The organism is Nocardioides sp., from assembly GCF_035503875.1.
In the GTDB taxonomy this organism is placed as follows: Bacteria; Actinomycetota; Actinomycetes; order Propionibacteriales; family Nocardioidaceae; genus Nocardioides.
On the sequence record NZ_DATJTA010000007.1, the window covers coordinates 1 to 15,304 of the forward strand.

General features: G+C 71.8%; 14 protein-coding genes and 1 pseudogene. 5 read left to right on the top strand and 10 right to left on the bottom strand.

What is annotated here, in order from left to right:
• From VMF51_RS01250 to VMF51_RS01265, 4 genes and pseudogenes are all read right to left on the bottom strand, one after another.
• Positions 1–352 (bottom strand): annotated as a pseudogene (locus VMF51_RS01250) (IS30 family transposase); the annotation flags it as partial.
• 269 nt (positions 353–621) lie between these two features.
• Complete coding sequence (locus VMF51_RS01255; RefSeq protein ID WP_325472564.1) at positions 622–960, bottom strand: hypothetical protein; 339 nt, start codon at positions 958–960, stop codon at positions 622–624.
• Between the two features lie 143 nt (positions 961–1,103).
• A complete protein-coding gene (locus VMF51_RS01260) occupies positions 1,104–2,432 on the bottom strand; it encodes a hypothetical protein (RefSeq protein WP_325472565.1) in 1,329 nt (442 codons plus the stop codon).
• A 141-nt stretch (positions 2,433–2,573) separates the two neighbouring features.
• Entirely contained in the window at positions 2,574–2,702 is a 129-nt protein-coding gene (locus VMF51_RS01265; protein ID WP_325472566.1) for a hypothetical protein, read from the bottom strand.
• Between the two features lie 370 nt (positions 2,703–3,072).
• Between VMF51_RS01265 and bglX the strand changes: the two genes are divergently transcribed.
• Positions 3,073–5,343, top strand: a complete 2,271-nt coding sequence (bglX, locus tag VMF51_RS01270) for a beta-glucosidase BglX (protein WP_325472567.1) — start codon at positions 3,073–3,075, stop codon at positions 5,341–5,343.
• 18 nt (positions 5,344–5,361) lie between these two features.
• On the opposite strand, the gene VMF51_RS01275 is transcribed toward bglX, so the two are convergent.
• Genes VMF51_RS01275 through VMF51_RS01300 form a run of 6 tightly spaced genes read right to left on the bottom strand, consistent with a single transcriptional unit; the run spans position 5,362 to position 11,218 of the window.
• Positions 5,362–6,216: a fumarylacetoacetate hydrolase family protein gene (locus VMF51_RS01275; RefSeq protein WP_325472568.1), complete on the bottom strand. Its 855-nt coding sequence runs from the start codon at positions 6,214–6,216 to the stop codon at positions 5,362–5,364.
• Between the two features lie 20 nt (positions 6,217–6,236).
• Positions 6,237–7,091, bottom strand: a complete 855-nt coding sequence (locus VMF51_RS01280; protein WP_325472569.1) for an alpha/beta hydrolase — start codon at positions 7,089–7,091, stop codon at positions 6,237–6,239.
• Positions 7,088–8,269 carry an acyl-CoA dehydrogenase family protein gene (locus tag VMF51_RS01285; protein WP_325472570.1) on the bottom strand — a complete coding sequence of 394 codons (1,182 nt, stop codon included), beginning with the start codon at positions 8,267–8,269 and terminating at the stop codon, positions 7,088–7,090. The genes VMF51_RS01280 and VMF51_RS01285 overlap by 4 nt, the downstream gene beginning before the upstream one ends.
• Positions 8,266–9,126 carry an alpha/beta hydrolase gene (locus VMF51_RS01290; RefSeq protein WP_325472571.1) on the bottom strand — a complete coding sequence of 287 codons (861 nt, stop codon included), beginning with the start codon at positions 9,124–9,126 and terminating at the stop codon, positions 8,266–8,268. The genes VMF51_RS01285 and VMF51_RS01290 overlap by 4 nt, the downstream gene beginning before the upstream one ends.
• Positions 9,123–10,046 carry a VOC family protein gene (locus VMF51_RS01295; protein WP_325472572.1) on the bottom strand — a complete coding sequence of 308 codons (924 nt, stop codon included), beginning with the start codon at positions 10,044–10,046 and terminating at the stop codon, positions 9,123–9,125. Before VMF51_RS01295 ends, VMF51_RS01290 begins: the two co-directional genes overlap by 4 nt.
• Positions 10,043–11,218: an acyl-CoA dehydrogenase gene (locus tag VMF51_RS01300; protein ID WP_325472573.1), complete on the bottom strand. Its 1,176-nt coding sequence runs from the start codon at positions 11,216–11,218 to the stop codon at positions 10,043–10,045. The genes VMF51_RS01295 and VMF51_RS01300 overlap by 4 nt, the downstream gene beginning before the upstream one ends.
• Positions 11,219–11,426: 208 nt before the next feature.
• Here VMF51_RS01300 and VMF51_RS01305 point away from each other — a divergent pair, with 208 nt between their 5' ends.
• From VMF51_RS01305 to VMF51_RS01320, 4 genes are all read left to right on the top strand, one after another.
• On the top strand, positions 11,427–12,392 hold the full coding sequence (locus tag VMF51_RS01305; protein ID WP_325472574.1) for an oxaloacetate decarboxylase: 966 nt from the start codon (positions 11,427–11,429) through the stop codon (positions 12,390–12,392).
• Positions 12,389–13,813, top strand: a complete 1,425-nt coding sequence (locus tag VMF51_RS01310) for an FAD-dependent oxidoreductase (RefSeq protein ID WP_325472575.1) — start codon at positions 12,389–12,391, stop codon at positions 13,811–13,813. Before VMF51_RS01305 ends, VMF51_RS01310 begins: the two co-directional genes overlap by 4 nt.
• Positions 13,807–14,577, top strand: coding sequence for an SDR family oxidoreductase (locus tag VMF51_RS01315; protein WP_325472576.1), 771 nt, complete (start codon positions 13,807–13,809; stop codon positions 14,575–14,577). The genes VMF51_RS01310 and VMF51_RS01315 overlap by 7 nt, the downstream gene beginning before the upstream one ends.
• Positions 14,578–14,715: 138 nt before the next feature.
• A complete protein-coding gene (locus VMF51_RS01320) occupies positions 14,716–15,297 on the top strand; it encodes an isochorismatase family cysteine hydrolase (RefSeq protein ID WP_325472577.1) in 582 nt (193 codons plus the stop codon).
• Positions 15,298–15,304: the final 7 nt, after the last annotated feature.

Consider the following 15,304-nt stretch of genomic DNA (forward strand, 5'->3'; position numbering starts at 1 on the left):
ACTTGTCACGCCCGATCAACCTGGCCATCTCGACCTGGGTGACCCGTTGACCCTCACGCCGACGCTGCAGACACGAGGCGATCACGGCGCGGTCCTCACTCGTCAACTGCCGCCGACCCACCACGCCCGGATCTACGCCCAGATCTACGCCCGGAACCACACCCGGATCCACGCCCGCACGCAGCGTGAGACCACCGCTCCTGCCCTGAGTCAGCTCCAACGTCACCGGAGCAGACTGACCCCACCACTCCCACGCCGATTGCTTCGCCACGCCAACCTCGACCGCCGCCGCAGCCAACGACGACCCCGCACACACCAGATCGAAGAACCTCGACCGGACCACGTCCGGCACACGCTTCCTCGGCACCACAACACCTCCATCAGTCGGTGTTGCTTCGACCAGCTGAATCCGCCTTCCGGTGCCTGCAGGCTATGTCAGGGTTCTGACTTCGTCCGCTTGCGCCGCCTCAGGAGAAGAAGGCCGCTGGCCAAGGCGATCCCTGCGACTCCCGCGAAGCCCGCTCGACGCCAGGAGCGGCGTGGGTCGGTCGTTCCGGTCGGCTCGGCGGCGGTGGCCCGGCCTGGATCGGATGCAGCGGTCGGTCGAGAAGCTGCACGCCGTCAGCGGCGAACCGCGCGCACGACCTTCTTCAGGACGGTCTTGCCCGCGTCGACAAGACGAGGGATCAGACGGTGCGGCTTGCGGTTCGCCAGATCGACGACGGAATCGGCGATCCCCCAGGTGAGCTTGCCCTCGGACATCTCCACCAAGGTCTCCAGCGGAAGGCCGACGGTGAGGTCCTCCAATGCCTGCCGCTCCTCCTCGGTGGCTACCGGCGGGAGCTGGCGCACGATCACCGCCTTGAACGCGCGCCCGGGCAGTGTCGAGGCCAGGTCGAGCACGGTGGACTGGCGGGTGAAGGGCCGGACGATGGTCGACTGGCTCGGGTCGTGGGACATGAGGTCTCCTACTCAGGGCATGAAAACGCGGAGCGGCACCGCAACATACCGCGGGTATGCCCGGCGATTCCGCAAAATGGGCCGCGGCTGACACAACGGGGCCTACCGAGGAGCGGTCAGTCGGCTGACCGCGAGGTGGCGCGTCAGACTGGCCCGTCGATCAGGTGGGTGCCGGTGTGGTCGACGAGGCGTTGTAGTCCGTGGGGTGTGGTCCACAAGTAGGTCGTGCGGTCGAGCTGGTCGACGGTGTAGCCCAGGTGGGTCTTGGCGCGGTGATGTCGCCGGGCCAGTGGGGCGACGTTGTGGTCACCGGTCTGGCCGGGTGGTCCGCCGGGGTCGTACGGGACGGGATGGTCGAGGTCGACGCGTCGGGTCAGGGTCGTGGAGTGCGGGAACGCATCGGCCGGGACGAGGACGGCGGTGCGGTCGCGGACGCTGGCGGGGTGCTCGTAGGCGTCGACCGCGACAGTGTTGGCGAGGTCGAGGACCGGGCGGAGGGTGACGTTCGTGTGGGCGAGGAGCCGGGCGACCTGGTCGAGGAGCAGCGGGCCGAGCTCCTCCACCCGGGCCACGCCGATGCCGGCGTCCAGGGCGGCCTGGTGCAGATGGACGTGCAGCACCGCACCCGGACGACGGCGCTTCCGCTCCGCGCCCGATGCGTCCTCCGTCTCGGCGGCGTCGAGGAGGCCGAGGAGCTCGGCCAGGTCGTGGGGGCGGGCCAACCAGCCCAACGCCACCGCCCGCAGCTCGTCCTTGCCCACCTCGGCGGGCAGGTCGGGGTGGTGGGTGGCGCGCAGCTCGTCATCGCCGGCGAGGAGGTCCGCGACCCGGTCGATCATGGCGTCGACCCAGACCGCGTCGGCGGTCTCCAACCGGGCGATCAGCACCCGCAGACCGTGCTCGTCAGCGGGCGTCATCACGACACCGCGCGTGCGGCGCTGCTCGGCGACCCGCTCGGCGTGCGCCTGGGTGTCGGCCTCGATGATCTTGGCCTCGGCGATCCGCAGCACCCGCCCCGGCGCACACGCCACCGCGGCGGCGACCGCGGCGTCCACGACCGCGACCCGGCGGCGGTCCAGGCCGCGGGTCATCGAGGCGACCTTGCAGGCCACCCAGGTCTCGCAGGCCAGCTGCTGGACCTTCGCCCAGGTCAGCGGGAGCCGGTGGCGCAGGTCGAGCGCGTCGGCCATGACCGACCGGGTCGACAGCACGTGGGCCTGACGGGCGATGGCCAGCTCGCCCAGGCACAGGTCCTGCACCCACGGCGTCCCGTCACCACCGATCTCGACCAGCTGGTCGCCGCCGAACCGGACCGGCACCGCGCCGGGGGTCTGTTGCGGGTCGTGACCGTGGAGGTCGGCCCAGGCCAGCACCAGTGACAGGTCGTCGACCTGGGCCTGGCGGCGTTCCCGCACGGTCGTCTCGGCGGCCGCCAGAACGGCGGCGGCGTCGAGGATCTCGGGCGGGTTCATGCACCGATTCTACTCGAACTGGTGTTCGATTCGGGTGGGTCGGTGGGATCTGTGGATAGGCGTTGGGCGGGCTGGTGGGCGACTTCTGCTTGCTTGTCGGGTCGCCGGGTTTCGAGGCTCGGCGCTGGAGCGCCTCACACCTCAACCGGCGGTCGGCACCTGCAGGGACAGTCGACCGGCAGCCATCGACCGCTCCCCCAGGTGTACGCCGAAGCCCGCGAGCTCGAAGCACTCCGGCACCTCGGTGAGCAGCAGTACGTCGCAGTCCATGGTCGTCAGCAGGTCGCGATGGCGATCGCTCGGCGCCGCTTCTCGGCTCGCCGGGTTTCGAGGCTCGGCGCTGGGGCGCCTCGCACCTCAACCAGCGTGTAGCACCACCGCCGAGGCGCCTCACCCGACGCCGGTTGAGGTGCGAGCGAAGCGAGCCTCGAAACCCCCGCAGCCCGACAAGCACACCCGACCGACGCCACCGTACCGCTCACCGGGTTTCGAGGCTCGGCGCTGGAGCGCCTCACACCTCAACCAGCGTCAACCAGCGGTCGGGCTGTTTGTGACTCACGTCACAGGGAAGGGGACGTGATGGCCCGCATCGCCGGTGCGAGCGACTCGCAAGTGCGGAGGCAGACAAGTGAAGAGAATCGTGAGTGCAGCGATGGTCGCCGGGGCGTTGGCGGCCGGGACCCTGACGGCCACGAACGTGCTGGCCGACGGCGGAGGGGCGTCCGACGAGCGGGCGCTGGCGCCGGTCCGCGGCGCACCGGACAGGTCGGTCGAGCGGCGGGTGGACCGGCTGCTGGCGCGGATGACGACCGAGGAGAAGCTGCAGCAGGTGCAGCTGCTGTCCGACGGGCAGATCACCGACGAGGACGCGCGGGCCGGGGTGGGTGGCGTCTTCAGCCTCACCGACCCCGCGCGGATCGACGAGCTCCAACGGATCGCGATGACCGAGTCGCGGCTGAAGATCCCGATCCTGTTCGCCTTCGACACCATCCACGGCTACCGCACGATCTTCCCGGTGCCCCTCGGCGCGGCCAGCTCGTTCGACCCCGACGTGGCCCGGACCGACGCCAAGATCGGCGCCCGCGAGTCGACGACCGTGGGCATCAAGCAGATCTACAGCCCGATGGTCGACCTCTCCCACGAGCCCCGCTGGGGCCGGATCGTCGAGGGGAACGGCGAGGACCCCTACCTCGGCTCGGTCTTCGCGGCGGCCCGAGTGAAGGGCGCGCAGGGCGACGACTACAGCCGGCCCGACCGGGCGATCACCAGCGTCAAGCACTTCGTCGCGTACGGCGAGCCCGAGGGCGGTCGTGACTACGACACCACCGACCTCTCGGAGCAGCGGCTGCGCAACCTCTACCTGCCGCCGTTCAAGGCCGCGATCGAGGCGGGCGCCGACACGGTGATGTGCTCGTTCAACGCCATCAACGGCGTGCCGGGCTGCGCGAACCCGTACACCGAGACCGACATCCTGAAGAAGGAGTGGGGCTTCGACGGGTTCGTCGAGAGCGACTACACCGCGGTCACCGAGACCATCAACCACGGCACCGCCGCCGACGACGCCGAGGCGGGCGCGAACGCGCTGATGGCCGGCACCGACTCCGAGATGGTCAGCACGACGATCCGCGACCACGGCGAGGAGCTGCTCGCCGACGGCCGGATCACGATGAAGCGCCTCGACGACGCCGTACGGCGGATCTTGCGGGTCAAGTTCCGCGCCGGCCTGTTCGAGCGGCCGTACGTCGACCAGGCCAAGGCCGTCGATCCCGCCAGCTTCCTCACCCCCGCCGACCGCGAGGCAGCGCGCACCGCCGCCGGCCGCTCGATGGTGCTGCTGCAGAACGACGACCGGACCCTCCCCCTCGACCCCGCCAAGAACACCGCCGTCATCGGGCCGCTCGCCGACAGCCAGCACGACCTGCTCGGCCCCTGGTGGGGTCGCGGCGAGGACGCCGACGTCGTCAGCGTGCTGAGCGGCATCACGGCCGGCTCGACCGGGACCACGACGTACGCCCAGGGCTGTGCGCTGAGCAACGAGGAGCCGGCGGACTACGACCCGGCCGAGGACTGCCCGTCCGATGCGGGCTTCGCCGAGGCGGTGGCGGCCGCGAACGCCGCCGACCAGGTGGTGCTCGCCGTCGGCGAGACCCGCGAGATGAGCGGCGAGGCCGCGACCCGCTCGACCCTCGACCTGCCCGGACGGCAGGAGGAGCTGATCGACGCGATCGCGGCGACGGGCAAGCCGGTCGTGGTCGTGCTCCTCAACGGCCGTCCGCTCACCCTCGGCGACGTGGTCGACAGCGCGCCCGCCGTGCTCGAGGCGTGGTTCCCCGGCGTCGAGGGCGGCAACGCGGTCGCTGACGTCGTCTTCGGCGAGGTCAACCCGGGCGGCAAGCTCCCGGTGTCCTTCCCGCAGCGGCTCGGCCAGGTGCCGATCTACTACAACCACGAGCCGACCGGCCGGCCCTGCGACGTCACGCAGAAGTACAACTCGCGCTACCGCGACCTGCGCTCCTGCGACCCGCTCTTCCCGTTCGGCTTCGGGCTGAGCTACACGACGTTCGACATCTCCGACCTGCGGCTGAGCCGGAGCACCGTCTCCCGCAAGGGCCGGGTGGTCGCGTCGATGACGGTCACCAACACCGGCGACGTCGCCGGTGACGAGGTCGCCCAGCTCTACCTGCGCGACCCCGTCGCCAGCATCTCCCAACCGGTACGCCGCCTGCGCGGCTTCGAGCGGGTCACGCTCGAGCCGGGCGCATCGACCACGGTGCGGTTCACCCTCGATGCGAGCGACTTCGGCTTCTACGACAACCGCGGGAGGTTCGTGGTGGAGCCCGGGGAGATCCAGGTGTACGCCGGCGCCGACTCGACGGCGACGCTCACGAAGTCCTTCCAGGTGACCCGCTGAGGCGCCTGGGTCGGGGGCTCAGCGGAAGGTGTGCTCCATCTCGCCGATGCCCTCGACCCAGGTCCGCAGCGTCTCCCCCGACCGCACGTAGCGCGGCGGCTCCATCCCGAAGCCCACCCCGTCCGGGGTGCCGGTGAAGATGACGTCGCCGGGCTGCAGCGTGAGCACCTCGGTCAGCTTCGCGATCGTGCGCGGGATCGAGAAGATCAGCTTGGACGTGCGTCCGTCCTGCACCGTCTCGCCGTCGATGGCGCAGCCCAGGGCCAGGTCGTCGCGGTCCAGCCCGGCGGCCTCGAGCTCGTCGAGGGTGACCAGCCAGGGGCCGATCGGGGCGAACTTCGGGTACGACTTGGCGAACCCGAACTGCGGCGCCTGACCCACGAACTGCAGCACCCGCTCGGACAGGTCCTGTCCGATCGACAGCCCGGCGACGTACGACCAGGCGTCGGCCTCGGCGACCCGGTGCGCCGTACGCCCGATGACCGCGACGACCTCGACCTCCCAGTCGGTGTTGCCACCGGGCGGCAGGTCGATCTCCCCGAAGGCGCCCGTGATCGACGAGGCGAACTTCGTGAAGACCGGGGGCAGCTCCTGGGGCGCCTCGTAGCCGGTCTCGGCGGCGTGGTCGGCGTAGTTGAGGCCGATCGCGACCACCTGGGACGGGCGCGGGGACGGCGACTCCAGGGCGGCCCGCTCGAGGGTGACGTCCGCCACGGGATCGACGGTGGCCGCCCAGGCCGTGAACTCCTCCCACCGCTCGTAGATGCCGGGGAGGTCGGGGCCGAAGGCGCCCTCGGAGACGGTGGCGATGTCGGCGGCCTGGTCGTCGCCGAGGACGAGCACGGCCCGGCCGGCGTGGTTGGCGATGCGCATGGATCTACTCTCTCCGGTGGTCAGCGGTGGCCGTCGACGAGGCCCACCAGGAGCCGCTCGAAGGCCTCCGGGTGCTCGATCTGGGTCCAGTGCCCGCACTGCCCGAGGACGTAGAGGTCGGCGTTGGGCAGGTGCTCGGCGAAGTAGCGGCTCGCCTCCACCGGGATGATCCGGTCCTCGCGGCCGTGCACGCAGAGCACGTCGACGTCGATCGTCGCGAGCTCCTCCGGCGTGAAGAACCGCCGGGGCGGGGCCATGTCGAACGACGCCTCGTGCGAGCGGCGTACGTCGTCGCGCTCGACGTACGCCATCCGCTCGCCGACGACGCGGTCGACGGTGCCCTTCAGCGAGTCGACGTCGTACACGAACTCGGTGAGCAGGCCCTCCAGGGACGCGGCCGTCGGGTCGGCGTAGAAGCTGCGCAGGTGGGTCAGTCCGGGGCTGGCCGGCAGGTCGGGCGCGCCGCCGCTGCCCATCAGCAGCATCGTCGCGGCGAGGCCCGGGCGGTCCAGCGCCATGATCAGCGCCAGCTGGCCGCCCATCGAGTTGCCGACCAGGTGCACCCGCTCGAGCCCGAGCTCGTCGACGAGCGCGAGCAGCGCCTCGGCCCGCAGCTCGTTGAAGGGCGCCATCCCCCGCGGCGGGTCGAGCGGGTGCGTGGAGTCGCCGAACCCGATCTGGTCCGGCGCCAGGCACCAGTACCGGTCGCCCAGGTCGGCGATGACCCGCTCCCAGTTCGAGAGGCCGGTGGCTCCCGGGCCGGAGCCGTGCAGGAAGAGGATCGCCTCTCCCCCGCGCTCGCCCGACTCGTGCAGCCGGAAGGTCAGCTCCTGGCCCCGCACGCTCACCGCGACATCGCCGGAGCGCACGCTCACAGGTGCACCGCCTCGAGCCGCTCGGCGCCGAGGTGGCGCCCGCCCCAGGCCTTCGCGAGCACGTCGTCGAAGAGGAAGGCGTGGCTGCTGGCGGCCATCACGTCCTGGAACTTCGCCTGCAGTGGGTGGTCGAGGAACGCCGAGCGGCCCGACGAGACCCGCATCAGGTCCTGGACGGCGTCGACGGCGGCGTTAGCCGAGCGCGCGACGTCCCAGCGCCAGAACGCGCGCTGCTCCTGGGTGGGGATCTCGCGGAGCTCGGCGTGCTCCATCAGCTCGTCGGCCGCACGCTTGATCTTCAGCACGGCGGCGTCGAGCTGCCAGGCCGCCTCGGCCAGGTGGTTCTGGACCACCGGCTCCTCGCGGAGCAGCTGGCCGTAGTTGGTCCGGCGGCTGCGCGTCTCGTCGACCCAGCGGTCGTAGAAGCCGAGCGCGGCACCGACCGCGCCCGCGGCGATGATCAGGTTGAAGGTGACCGCCCACGGCGCCCGGAAGAGCGGCCCGTCGTTGAGCTCCTGGCCGGGCAGCGGCGTACCGAGGCCGTGGGTGTAGAGCAGGTGCGACTGGCCGCGACGCTCGGGGACGAAGACGTCGTCGACGACGATGTCGTTCGACCCGGTGCCGCGCAGGCCCGCGACGTCCCAGGTGTCCTCGATGCGGTAGTCGGAGTCGTCGAGGATCACCGAGGTGAAGTCGGGGTACTCCGTGCCGTTCACCTCGGCCGAGCCGGCGATGCCGCCGAGGATCACACCGGAGCAGATCCCGCTGCCCGAGGAGAAGCGCCAGCGCCCGGAGACCCGGAACCCGCCGGGGACCTTCTCGATCCGCCCCGTCGGGGTGTACGACGACGCGATCCGCCGCGCCGGGTCGTCCCCCCAGAGCTCGGCCTGGGTCTCCTCGGGGAACAGCGCGATCTGCCAGGGGTGCACGCCGACGACCGACGCGACCCAGCCGGCGGAGGCCGAGGCCCGCCCGACCTCCATCACGGTCTCGGCGTACTCGGCGAGGTGGACCTCGCCCCCGCCCCAGCGCTGCGGCTGCAGGCCGCGCAGCACGCCGATCGAGTCGAGCGCGGCGACCGCCTCGTCGGTGAGCCGGCCCGCGGCCGCGCTCTCCGGGTCGCTGGCCGCCAGGACCGGAGCGGCCGCGCGCGCCCGCTCCACCATGCTCGTGCTCATCGCACTCGTCCTTCCACGAAGTCGCGCAGCACCGACGAGAACCGCTCGGCCTGCTCGATCTGGGTCCAGTGACCGCACTTGTTGATGACGTACAGGTCGGCCTGCGGCAGGTGCTCGCTCAGGTAGTGGCTGCACTCCAGCGGCACGATGACGTCGTTGCGCCCGTGCACGACGAGCGCCGGCACGTCCAGCCGCGCGAGGTCGGCGGGCTCGAAGCTCAGCATCTCCGGGGCGAACATCGCCCGGTGCCCGGCCTCGATCCACGGCCGCCGCACGACCGGCATCCGCTCCGCGGCGACGTCGGCGACCCGGTCGCCGAACGCCTCCTTGTCGTGGACGAACTCCAGGAGCAGCTCGGCCATGGCCTCCACGGTCGGGTCGTCGAAGTACGTGACCAGCTTGACCAGGCCGGGGGTCGGCTCCAGGCCGGGCATGCCGCCCGAGCCCATCAGCACCAGGCCGGCGACCAGCTCGGGGCGCAGCTGGGCCATGCGCAGGGAGTACATCCCGCCCATCGAGTTGCCGACCAGCACGACCCGCTCCAGACCGAGGGTGTCGATCAGCGCGAAGAGCGCGTCGATGCGGACCTCGGCCTGGGCCTTGAAGCCCTGCGGCTGCGGGTCGGGGTACGACGAGTCGCCGAAGCCGAGGATGTCCGGGGCGATGCCGTGGTAGCCCTCGCCGAGCGCGTCGAGGACGCCGCGCCAGTTGCTGCCCGCGGTGACGCCGGGGCCGGAGCCGTGCAGGAACAGCAGCGCCGGCTGGCCCGGCTCGCCGGTCTGCAGGACCCGCAGGTGGCGGCCGGCGCCGATGGCGACGTCCTCCTCGCGGATCCGGGAGGCGGTAGTCACGGTCACCGGCCGTCCTCCGGCACGTCGAGCATGCGGAAGATTCCGGGAGGACCGTCGAGGTAGGCCTGCGAGCGGTGGTGACCCCAGATGCTCGGGAGGTCGTGGGTGCCGGCGACCCAGGTGAGGTCGTCGACGTGGATGCCGCCGTGGCCGTACTCGATCTGCATCGACGACGGGGTCTGCACGTAGATCGAGGTCATCAGGTCGTTGGTGTGGCGGCCGAGGGAGAGCAGGATCTCGCGGTCCGCGTCCTCGGCGAAGAGGTCCACCGCCGTCCCGAGGTCGTCGAAGCTCTCGACCTCCAGCATCAGGTGGTTGATCCCGGTCATGCCCGGGATCTCGGCGACGGCGAGCGAGTGGTGCCGGCCGTTGCAGTGGTAGAAGCGCAGGTTGAAGATGTCGCTCTTGACCCGGTCGGAGAGCTTGAAGCCCAGCTTCTCGGCGTAGAAGGCGTCGGCCTCCTCCAGGTTCGGCACGATCATCACGATGTGGCCGAGGCCGAGGTCGCCGGTGACGAAGCGGCCGCGCATCGGGCGGCCCGGGAAGAACGAGTTGGGGTGGGCGTACTGGCCCCAGACGAACTCGTGCCGGTTGCCCCACGGGTCCTGGGTCCAGTAGAGCTCGGCGACCTGGCGCTCCTTGAGCTCCTCCTCGGTGCCCTCGTGGACGTCGAGACCCTGAGCGCGCAGGTGCGCGACGTACTCACGCAGCTCGGTCTCGTTGTGGCAGGCCCAGCCGGCGTAGCGGAACTCGTCGTTCTCGCTGGGGTGGATCGCGATCCGGTAGCCCTTGTCGTCCACCTTGACCCGGACGGCGCCGTCGGGGCCGTCCTCCGCGATCACGGCGCCGAGCAGGCGGGTGGAGTAGTCGCGCCACTCCTCGGAGCGGGGCGACGCGATGCCGAGGTAGGCGAGTTGGGTGATCACAGCATGACCTCCGGTGCTGAGGAGTTGAGGAGAGAGGCGCCGTAGTACTGACCGACGGCGTCGGAGACGAGGAAGGCGTGGCCGAGCTCGGCGGCCACGTCCTGGTAGATCCGGTGGAGCGGGTGGTCGACGAAGACCGTGCGGCCGGAGGCGACGCGCATCAGCTTGTTGACGGCGAAGCCGACCTCCTGGCAGCCCTTGGTGATGTTCCAGCGCATCCGCGCGCGGGCCTGTTTGTCGAGGAACACCCCGGCCTCGGCGGCCTCGGTGATCGTGTCGATCGCGTCGTACATCTTCATGACGGCGGCGTCGTGGACCCACTCGGCCTCGGCGAGGTGCATCTGCATCAGCGCGTCGTCGGCGTACGAGCCGCCCCAGTTGGCCTTGCGGGTCGCGGTGTCCGCGGTCCAGTCGTCGAGGAAGCGGCGGCCGAGGCCGAGCATCGGTGCGACCAGGACGAGGTTGAACATGACCGCCCACGGCAGCCGGTAGAGCGCGCCGGGGTTGGTCAGCTGGCCCGGGGCGGGCCGCTCGGGGTTGTACTCGTGGAGCGGGCTGGAGAGGAACCGGCGGGCGGGGATGAAGGCGCCGTCCACGACGACGTCCTTGCTGCCCGTGCCGCGCGAGCCGCGCACGTGCCAGGTGTCCTCGATGACGTACTGGTCGCGGAACAGCAGCGCGGAGCCGTAGTTCGGCACCTCGACGCCCGGCGCGACCTCGACCGCGCCGGCGAAGCCGCCCAGGATGACGCCCTGCGCGTGGTCGCAGCCGGAGGAGAAGGACCAGCGTCCGGAGACCCGGTAGCCGCCGTCGACCGGCTCGATCTTCCCGGTCGGGGCGTACGACGAGGACGCGTTCCAGGACGGGTCCTCGGCCCAGATCTCCTGCTGCGTCTCCTCGTCGTACAGCGCGAGCTGCCAGGGGTGCGAGCCGACGACGCCGGCGACCCAGCCCGCGGACGGGGCGATCCGGCCGAGCTCGTAGACGCCGGCCAGGTGCTCGCGCAGGCTCAGCTCGCCGCCGCCCCAGCGCTGCGGCTGCAGACCGCGCATCAGCCCGGTCTCCTGCATGTACTTGAAGGTCCGGTCGGTCAGCGAGCGCTGCTCGGCCGACAGGTCCTCCTCGGCTCGGAACTCGGGTTCCAGCCGGCGGATCTCGTCCAGGACGGTCATCGGGCGTAGTCCTTCGGTGAGGCGGCACGGGTGCGGATGTGGCTGCCATCTCTGTAGCGACCACTACAGCGACCATAGAGCGGTCACTCCGGAGATCGCAAGGGTTCCGCCGAGAAAGTTGTGACTGCCGCCACCGGGTTGCGTGAGACCGATGGCCGGTGTCACAGTTCGACCTGTAGCGATCACTACATGGACGAAGGAGCGATCGATGGCGTCACCTCCCGCCTCCGGCATCACCGACGTGCTTGCCGGTGCCGGTGCGAGCCCGCACGAGAAGCGGCTCGCGCTGCGCGCCGCCCTGGCCCGCACGGTCAGTGGCGCGGCTCCGATCGAGCCGCTGGTGCTGCCCGGGGCCACCGACGCGATGGGGGCCCGACTCGTGCAGCAGGCCGGGTTCGGCGCGGTCTACGCGACCGGGGCCGGGCTGGCCAACGCCGGCTACGGCATCCCCGACCTCGGTCTCGTCTCCCAGACCGAGGTGGTCGAGCACGCGGCCCGGCTGGCCGACGCCGTCGACCTCCCGCTGATCACCGACGCCGACACCGGGTACGGCGGCCCGCTGGCCGCGATGCGCACGGTGCGGCTCCTGGAGCGCGCCGGCGTCGCCGGCCTGCAGCTGGAGGACCAGGAGATGCCGAAGCGCTGCGGGCACTTCGACTCCCACGCGCTGATCCCGGCCGGGCACATGCAGACCAAGATCGCGGCCGCGTGCGAGGCCCGGACCGACGAGTCCCTGGTCATCGTCGCGCGCACCGACGCGCGGTCGGCGTACGGCATCGAGGAGGCGATCGAGCGCGGCCGCGCCTACGTCGAGGCGGGGGCCGACATGCTGTTCGTCGAGGCGCCCCGCACGGTCGAGGAGCTCGAGCTCGTGGGCCGCGAGCTGGCCGGCGTACCCCTGGTCGTGAACGTGGTCGAAGGCGGCAAGACGCCCCAGCTCGGCCTGCAGGAGTACGTCGACCTCGGGTTCGGCGTGGTGCTCTTCGCCAACTACCTGATGCGCTCGATGCACCTGGCCGGCCGCGAGGCACTCGCCCACCTGCGCGAGCACGGGGAGACGGCCAGCCGGGCGGACCGGATGGCCAGCTGGACCGAGCGGCAGACCCTCTTCCGGCTCCCGGAGTTCAGTGCCGCCGAGACCCTGCTGGACCGACCGTTCGGGGACCTCCGGTGAGCGAGACGCTGCCCAGCGGCCTGCCGGTCGACACCGAGCTGCCCGACCAGGTCGGCGTCCTCGTCCTCGGCGCCGGGCTCGCCGGCTGCGCGGCGCTGCTGGCCGCCGCCGAGGCGGGCCAGTACGCCGTCCTGCTGGAGAAGACCGGCACGATCGGCGGCTCGACGGTGAAGTCCGCGGGGCTCTCGGCCTTCGCCGGCACCGACGAGCAAGCAGCGCAGGGCATCGCCGACTCGGTGGACCTGCTGCGCCAGGACCTCCTCGAGGTCGGGAAGCACCGCAACGAGCCCGCGCTGGTGGACCTCTACTGCGAGCACCAGCTGGAGACCTACCGGTGGCTGAAGGGCCACGGCGCCGAGTACGGCGAGATCCACGCCGCCTCCGGCCAGTCGGCGCCGCGCAGCCACCCCTCCGACACCACCGCGATGCTGGTGCACCTGCTGAAGGCCGCCGGTCGGCTGGGCGCGCGGATCGTCCTCGACACCGCGGCCGAGCGGCTGGTGCACGACGGCACCCGGGTCACCGGCGTGGACGTCCTCCGGGCCGACGGCACCCGGCACCGGATCGAGGCCGACGCGGTCGTGCTCGGCACCGGCGGGTTCTCGATGAGCCCCGACCTGCTCGCCCGCTTCGCCCCGCAGATGGAGCACGCGCTGCGCCAGGGCGGGGCCGGCAACACCGGCGACGGCCTGCTGATGGCCCTGGCGCACGGAGCGGGCCTGCGGGACACGCCGTACGTCAAGGGGACCTACGGGCACTTCCACACCGAGCACCCCGACGAGGACGGCACCGGGATCCTCGCCGTCTACAAGGGCGCGATCGCCGTCAACCGCGAGGGCCGCCGCTTCGTCGACGAGTCGCGCAACTACAAGGAGATCGGCGACGCCGCCCTGGTCCAGCCGGGCGTGACGACCTGGCAGGTCTTCGACAGCCGCACCATGGCCGCCTCGAACGACGAGGTGCCGATCTACGAGTTCGCCGGCCGTCGGCGCGCGGGGATGCTGCTGGAGGCCGAGACCATCGCCGAGCTGGAGCGCCGGATCGGGCTGCCCGAGGGGTCGCTGCAGGGCACGGTGGAGGAGTACAACGCCGCGATCCGCGAGGGCCGGCCCGACCCTCTCGGACGCGAGCACCTCTCCGGCGCGGTCGGTGAGCGGTCCGCGATCGCCGAGCCGCCGTTCTTCGCCCACCCGTCCGGCACGGTCGTGCTGGCGACGTACTGCGGGCTCACCGTCGACACCCGGATGCGGGTCCTCGACTGGTGGGGCGCCCCGATCGAGCGGCTGTACGCCGCCGGCGAGGTCGTCGGCGGCTTCCACGGAGCCGGCTACATGACCGGCACGTCCATCGGCAAGGCCGGCATCTTCGGCCGCCTCGCCGGCACCCACGCCGCCGCCGAGGAGAGTGCGCTGACATGGTGACCGCCCTGTTCGACCTGACCGGGCAGGTCGCCCTGGTCGTCGGCGCCGCCGCCGGCGGTCTCGGCGAGCGCGCCGCCACCGCCCTGGCCGCGGCCGGCGCCACGGTCGCCGTCGCCGACGTACCCGCGCGCACCGACGACCTCGCCACCACGGCCGCGGCGGCGAGCGCCAGCGTCCACGAGGTCGACGTCACCGACGAGGCCGCGGTCGGCGCCCTCGTCGAGGGCGTGATCGCCCGGCACGGTCGGCTCGACGTGGTCGTCAACGCCGCCGGGATCATGCTGCGCAAGGCGTACGACGAGACCACGGTCGAGGAGTTCGAGCGGGTCGTCCGGGTGAACCTCACCGGGTGCTGGCTCGTGGGCCGCGAGGCCGGCAAGGCGCTGACCCGGCAGGGCACCGGCGGCCGGATCGTCAACCTCACCACCGTGTACGCCGAGCGCGTCGGCCCGGTCCCGGAGTCGGCGTACTACGCGTCGAAGGCGGGCGTCGTGAACGTGACCCGCTCGCTGGCCAGCGAGCTGGGCCGGCACGGCGTCACCGTGAACTGCCTCGCCCCCGGCGTCTTCTACCCCACCCAGATGACCGCCGCGCTCGGCGCCGACCCCGAGCGGCTGCGCTGGTTCGGCGAGCGCACCATGCTCGGCCGGCTCGGCGACCCCGACGCCGACTTCGCCGGCCCCCTCCTGCTCCTGGCGAGCCCCGCGTCGTCGTACATGACCGGCCAGGTCGTGTACGTCGACGGCGGCTGGTCCGCCTGGTAGTTCAAGCGACTCGGACTCCGCGAGGCACGAGCGGAGACCGAACGGAGACGAGGTCGAGCGAGCGCACGGCCGAGCTCGCGAGGCCGTGACCGCGTGTCGAGACCCACCGACCTATCCACCCACACCCGAAGGAACACGATGACCAAGCAGGCACTGCTCATGCTCGACTACCAGGTCGGCCTCTGCGAGGACGGCCCGCACCTGAAGGCGCCGCCGCTGCAGGCGCAGATCGCCGAGCGCGACGTGCTCGCCACCGCCGAGCGGGTGCTGACCCGGGCGCGCGAGGCCGGCGTCCTGGTCGTGCACGTGCGGCTGGCGTTCGACCCGTCGTACAAGCTGCGCACGAACCGGCTGCCGCGCTTCGACCCCTACGAGACCAACCGGGTCATGCTGGCCGACTCCCCCGAGGCGCAGTTCGTGAAGGCGCTCGCGCCCGTCGACGGCGAGCCCGTGGTCGACAAGGGCTGCGTGGACCCGTTCGTCGGCACCGCGCTGCGCACCATGCTGGCGGCCGAGGGCGTCACCGAGGTCGTCCTCGGCGGCGTCGCGACCAACCTGGTCGTCGAGTCGGCCGCGCGGCACGCCTCCGACGCCGGCCTGCAGGTCACGATCGTCGAGGACATGTGCGCCTCGCTCGCGCCCGACCTGCACACCTTCGCCATGGAGCGGGTGCTGCCCCTGTTCGGCACCGTCACCACCTCCGCCGACCTGACCTTCTGACCCGGGC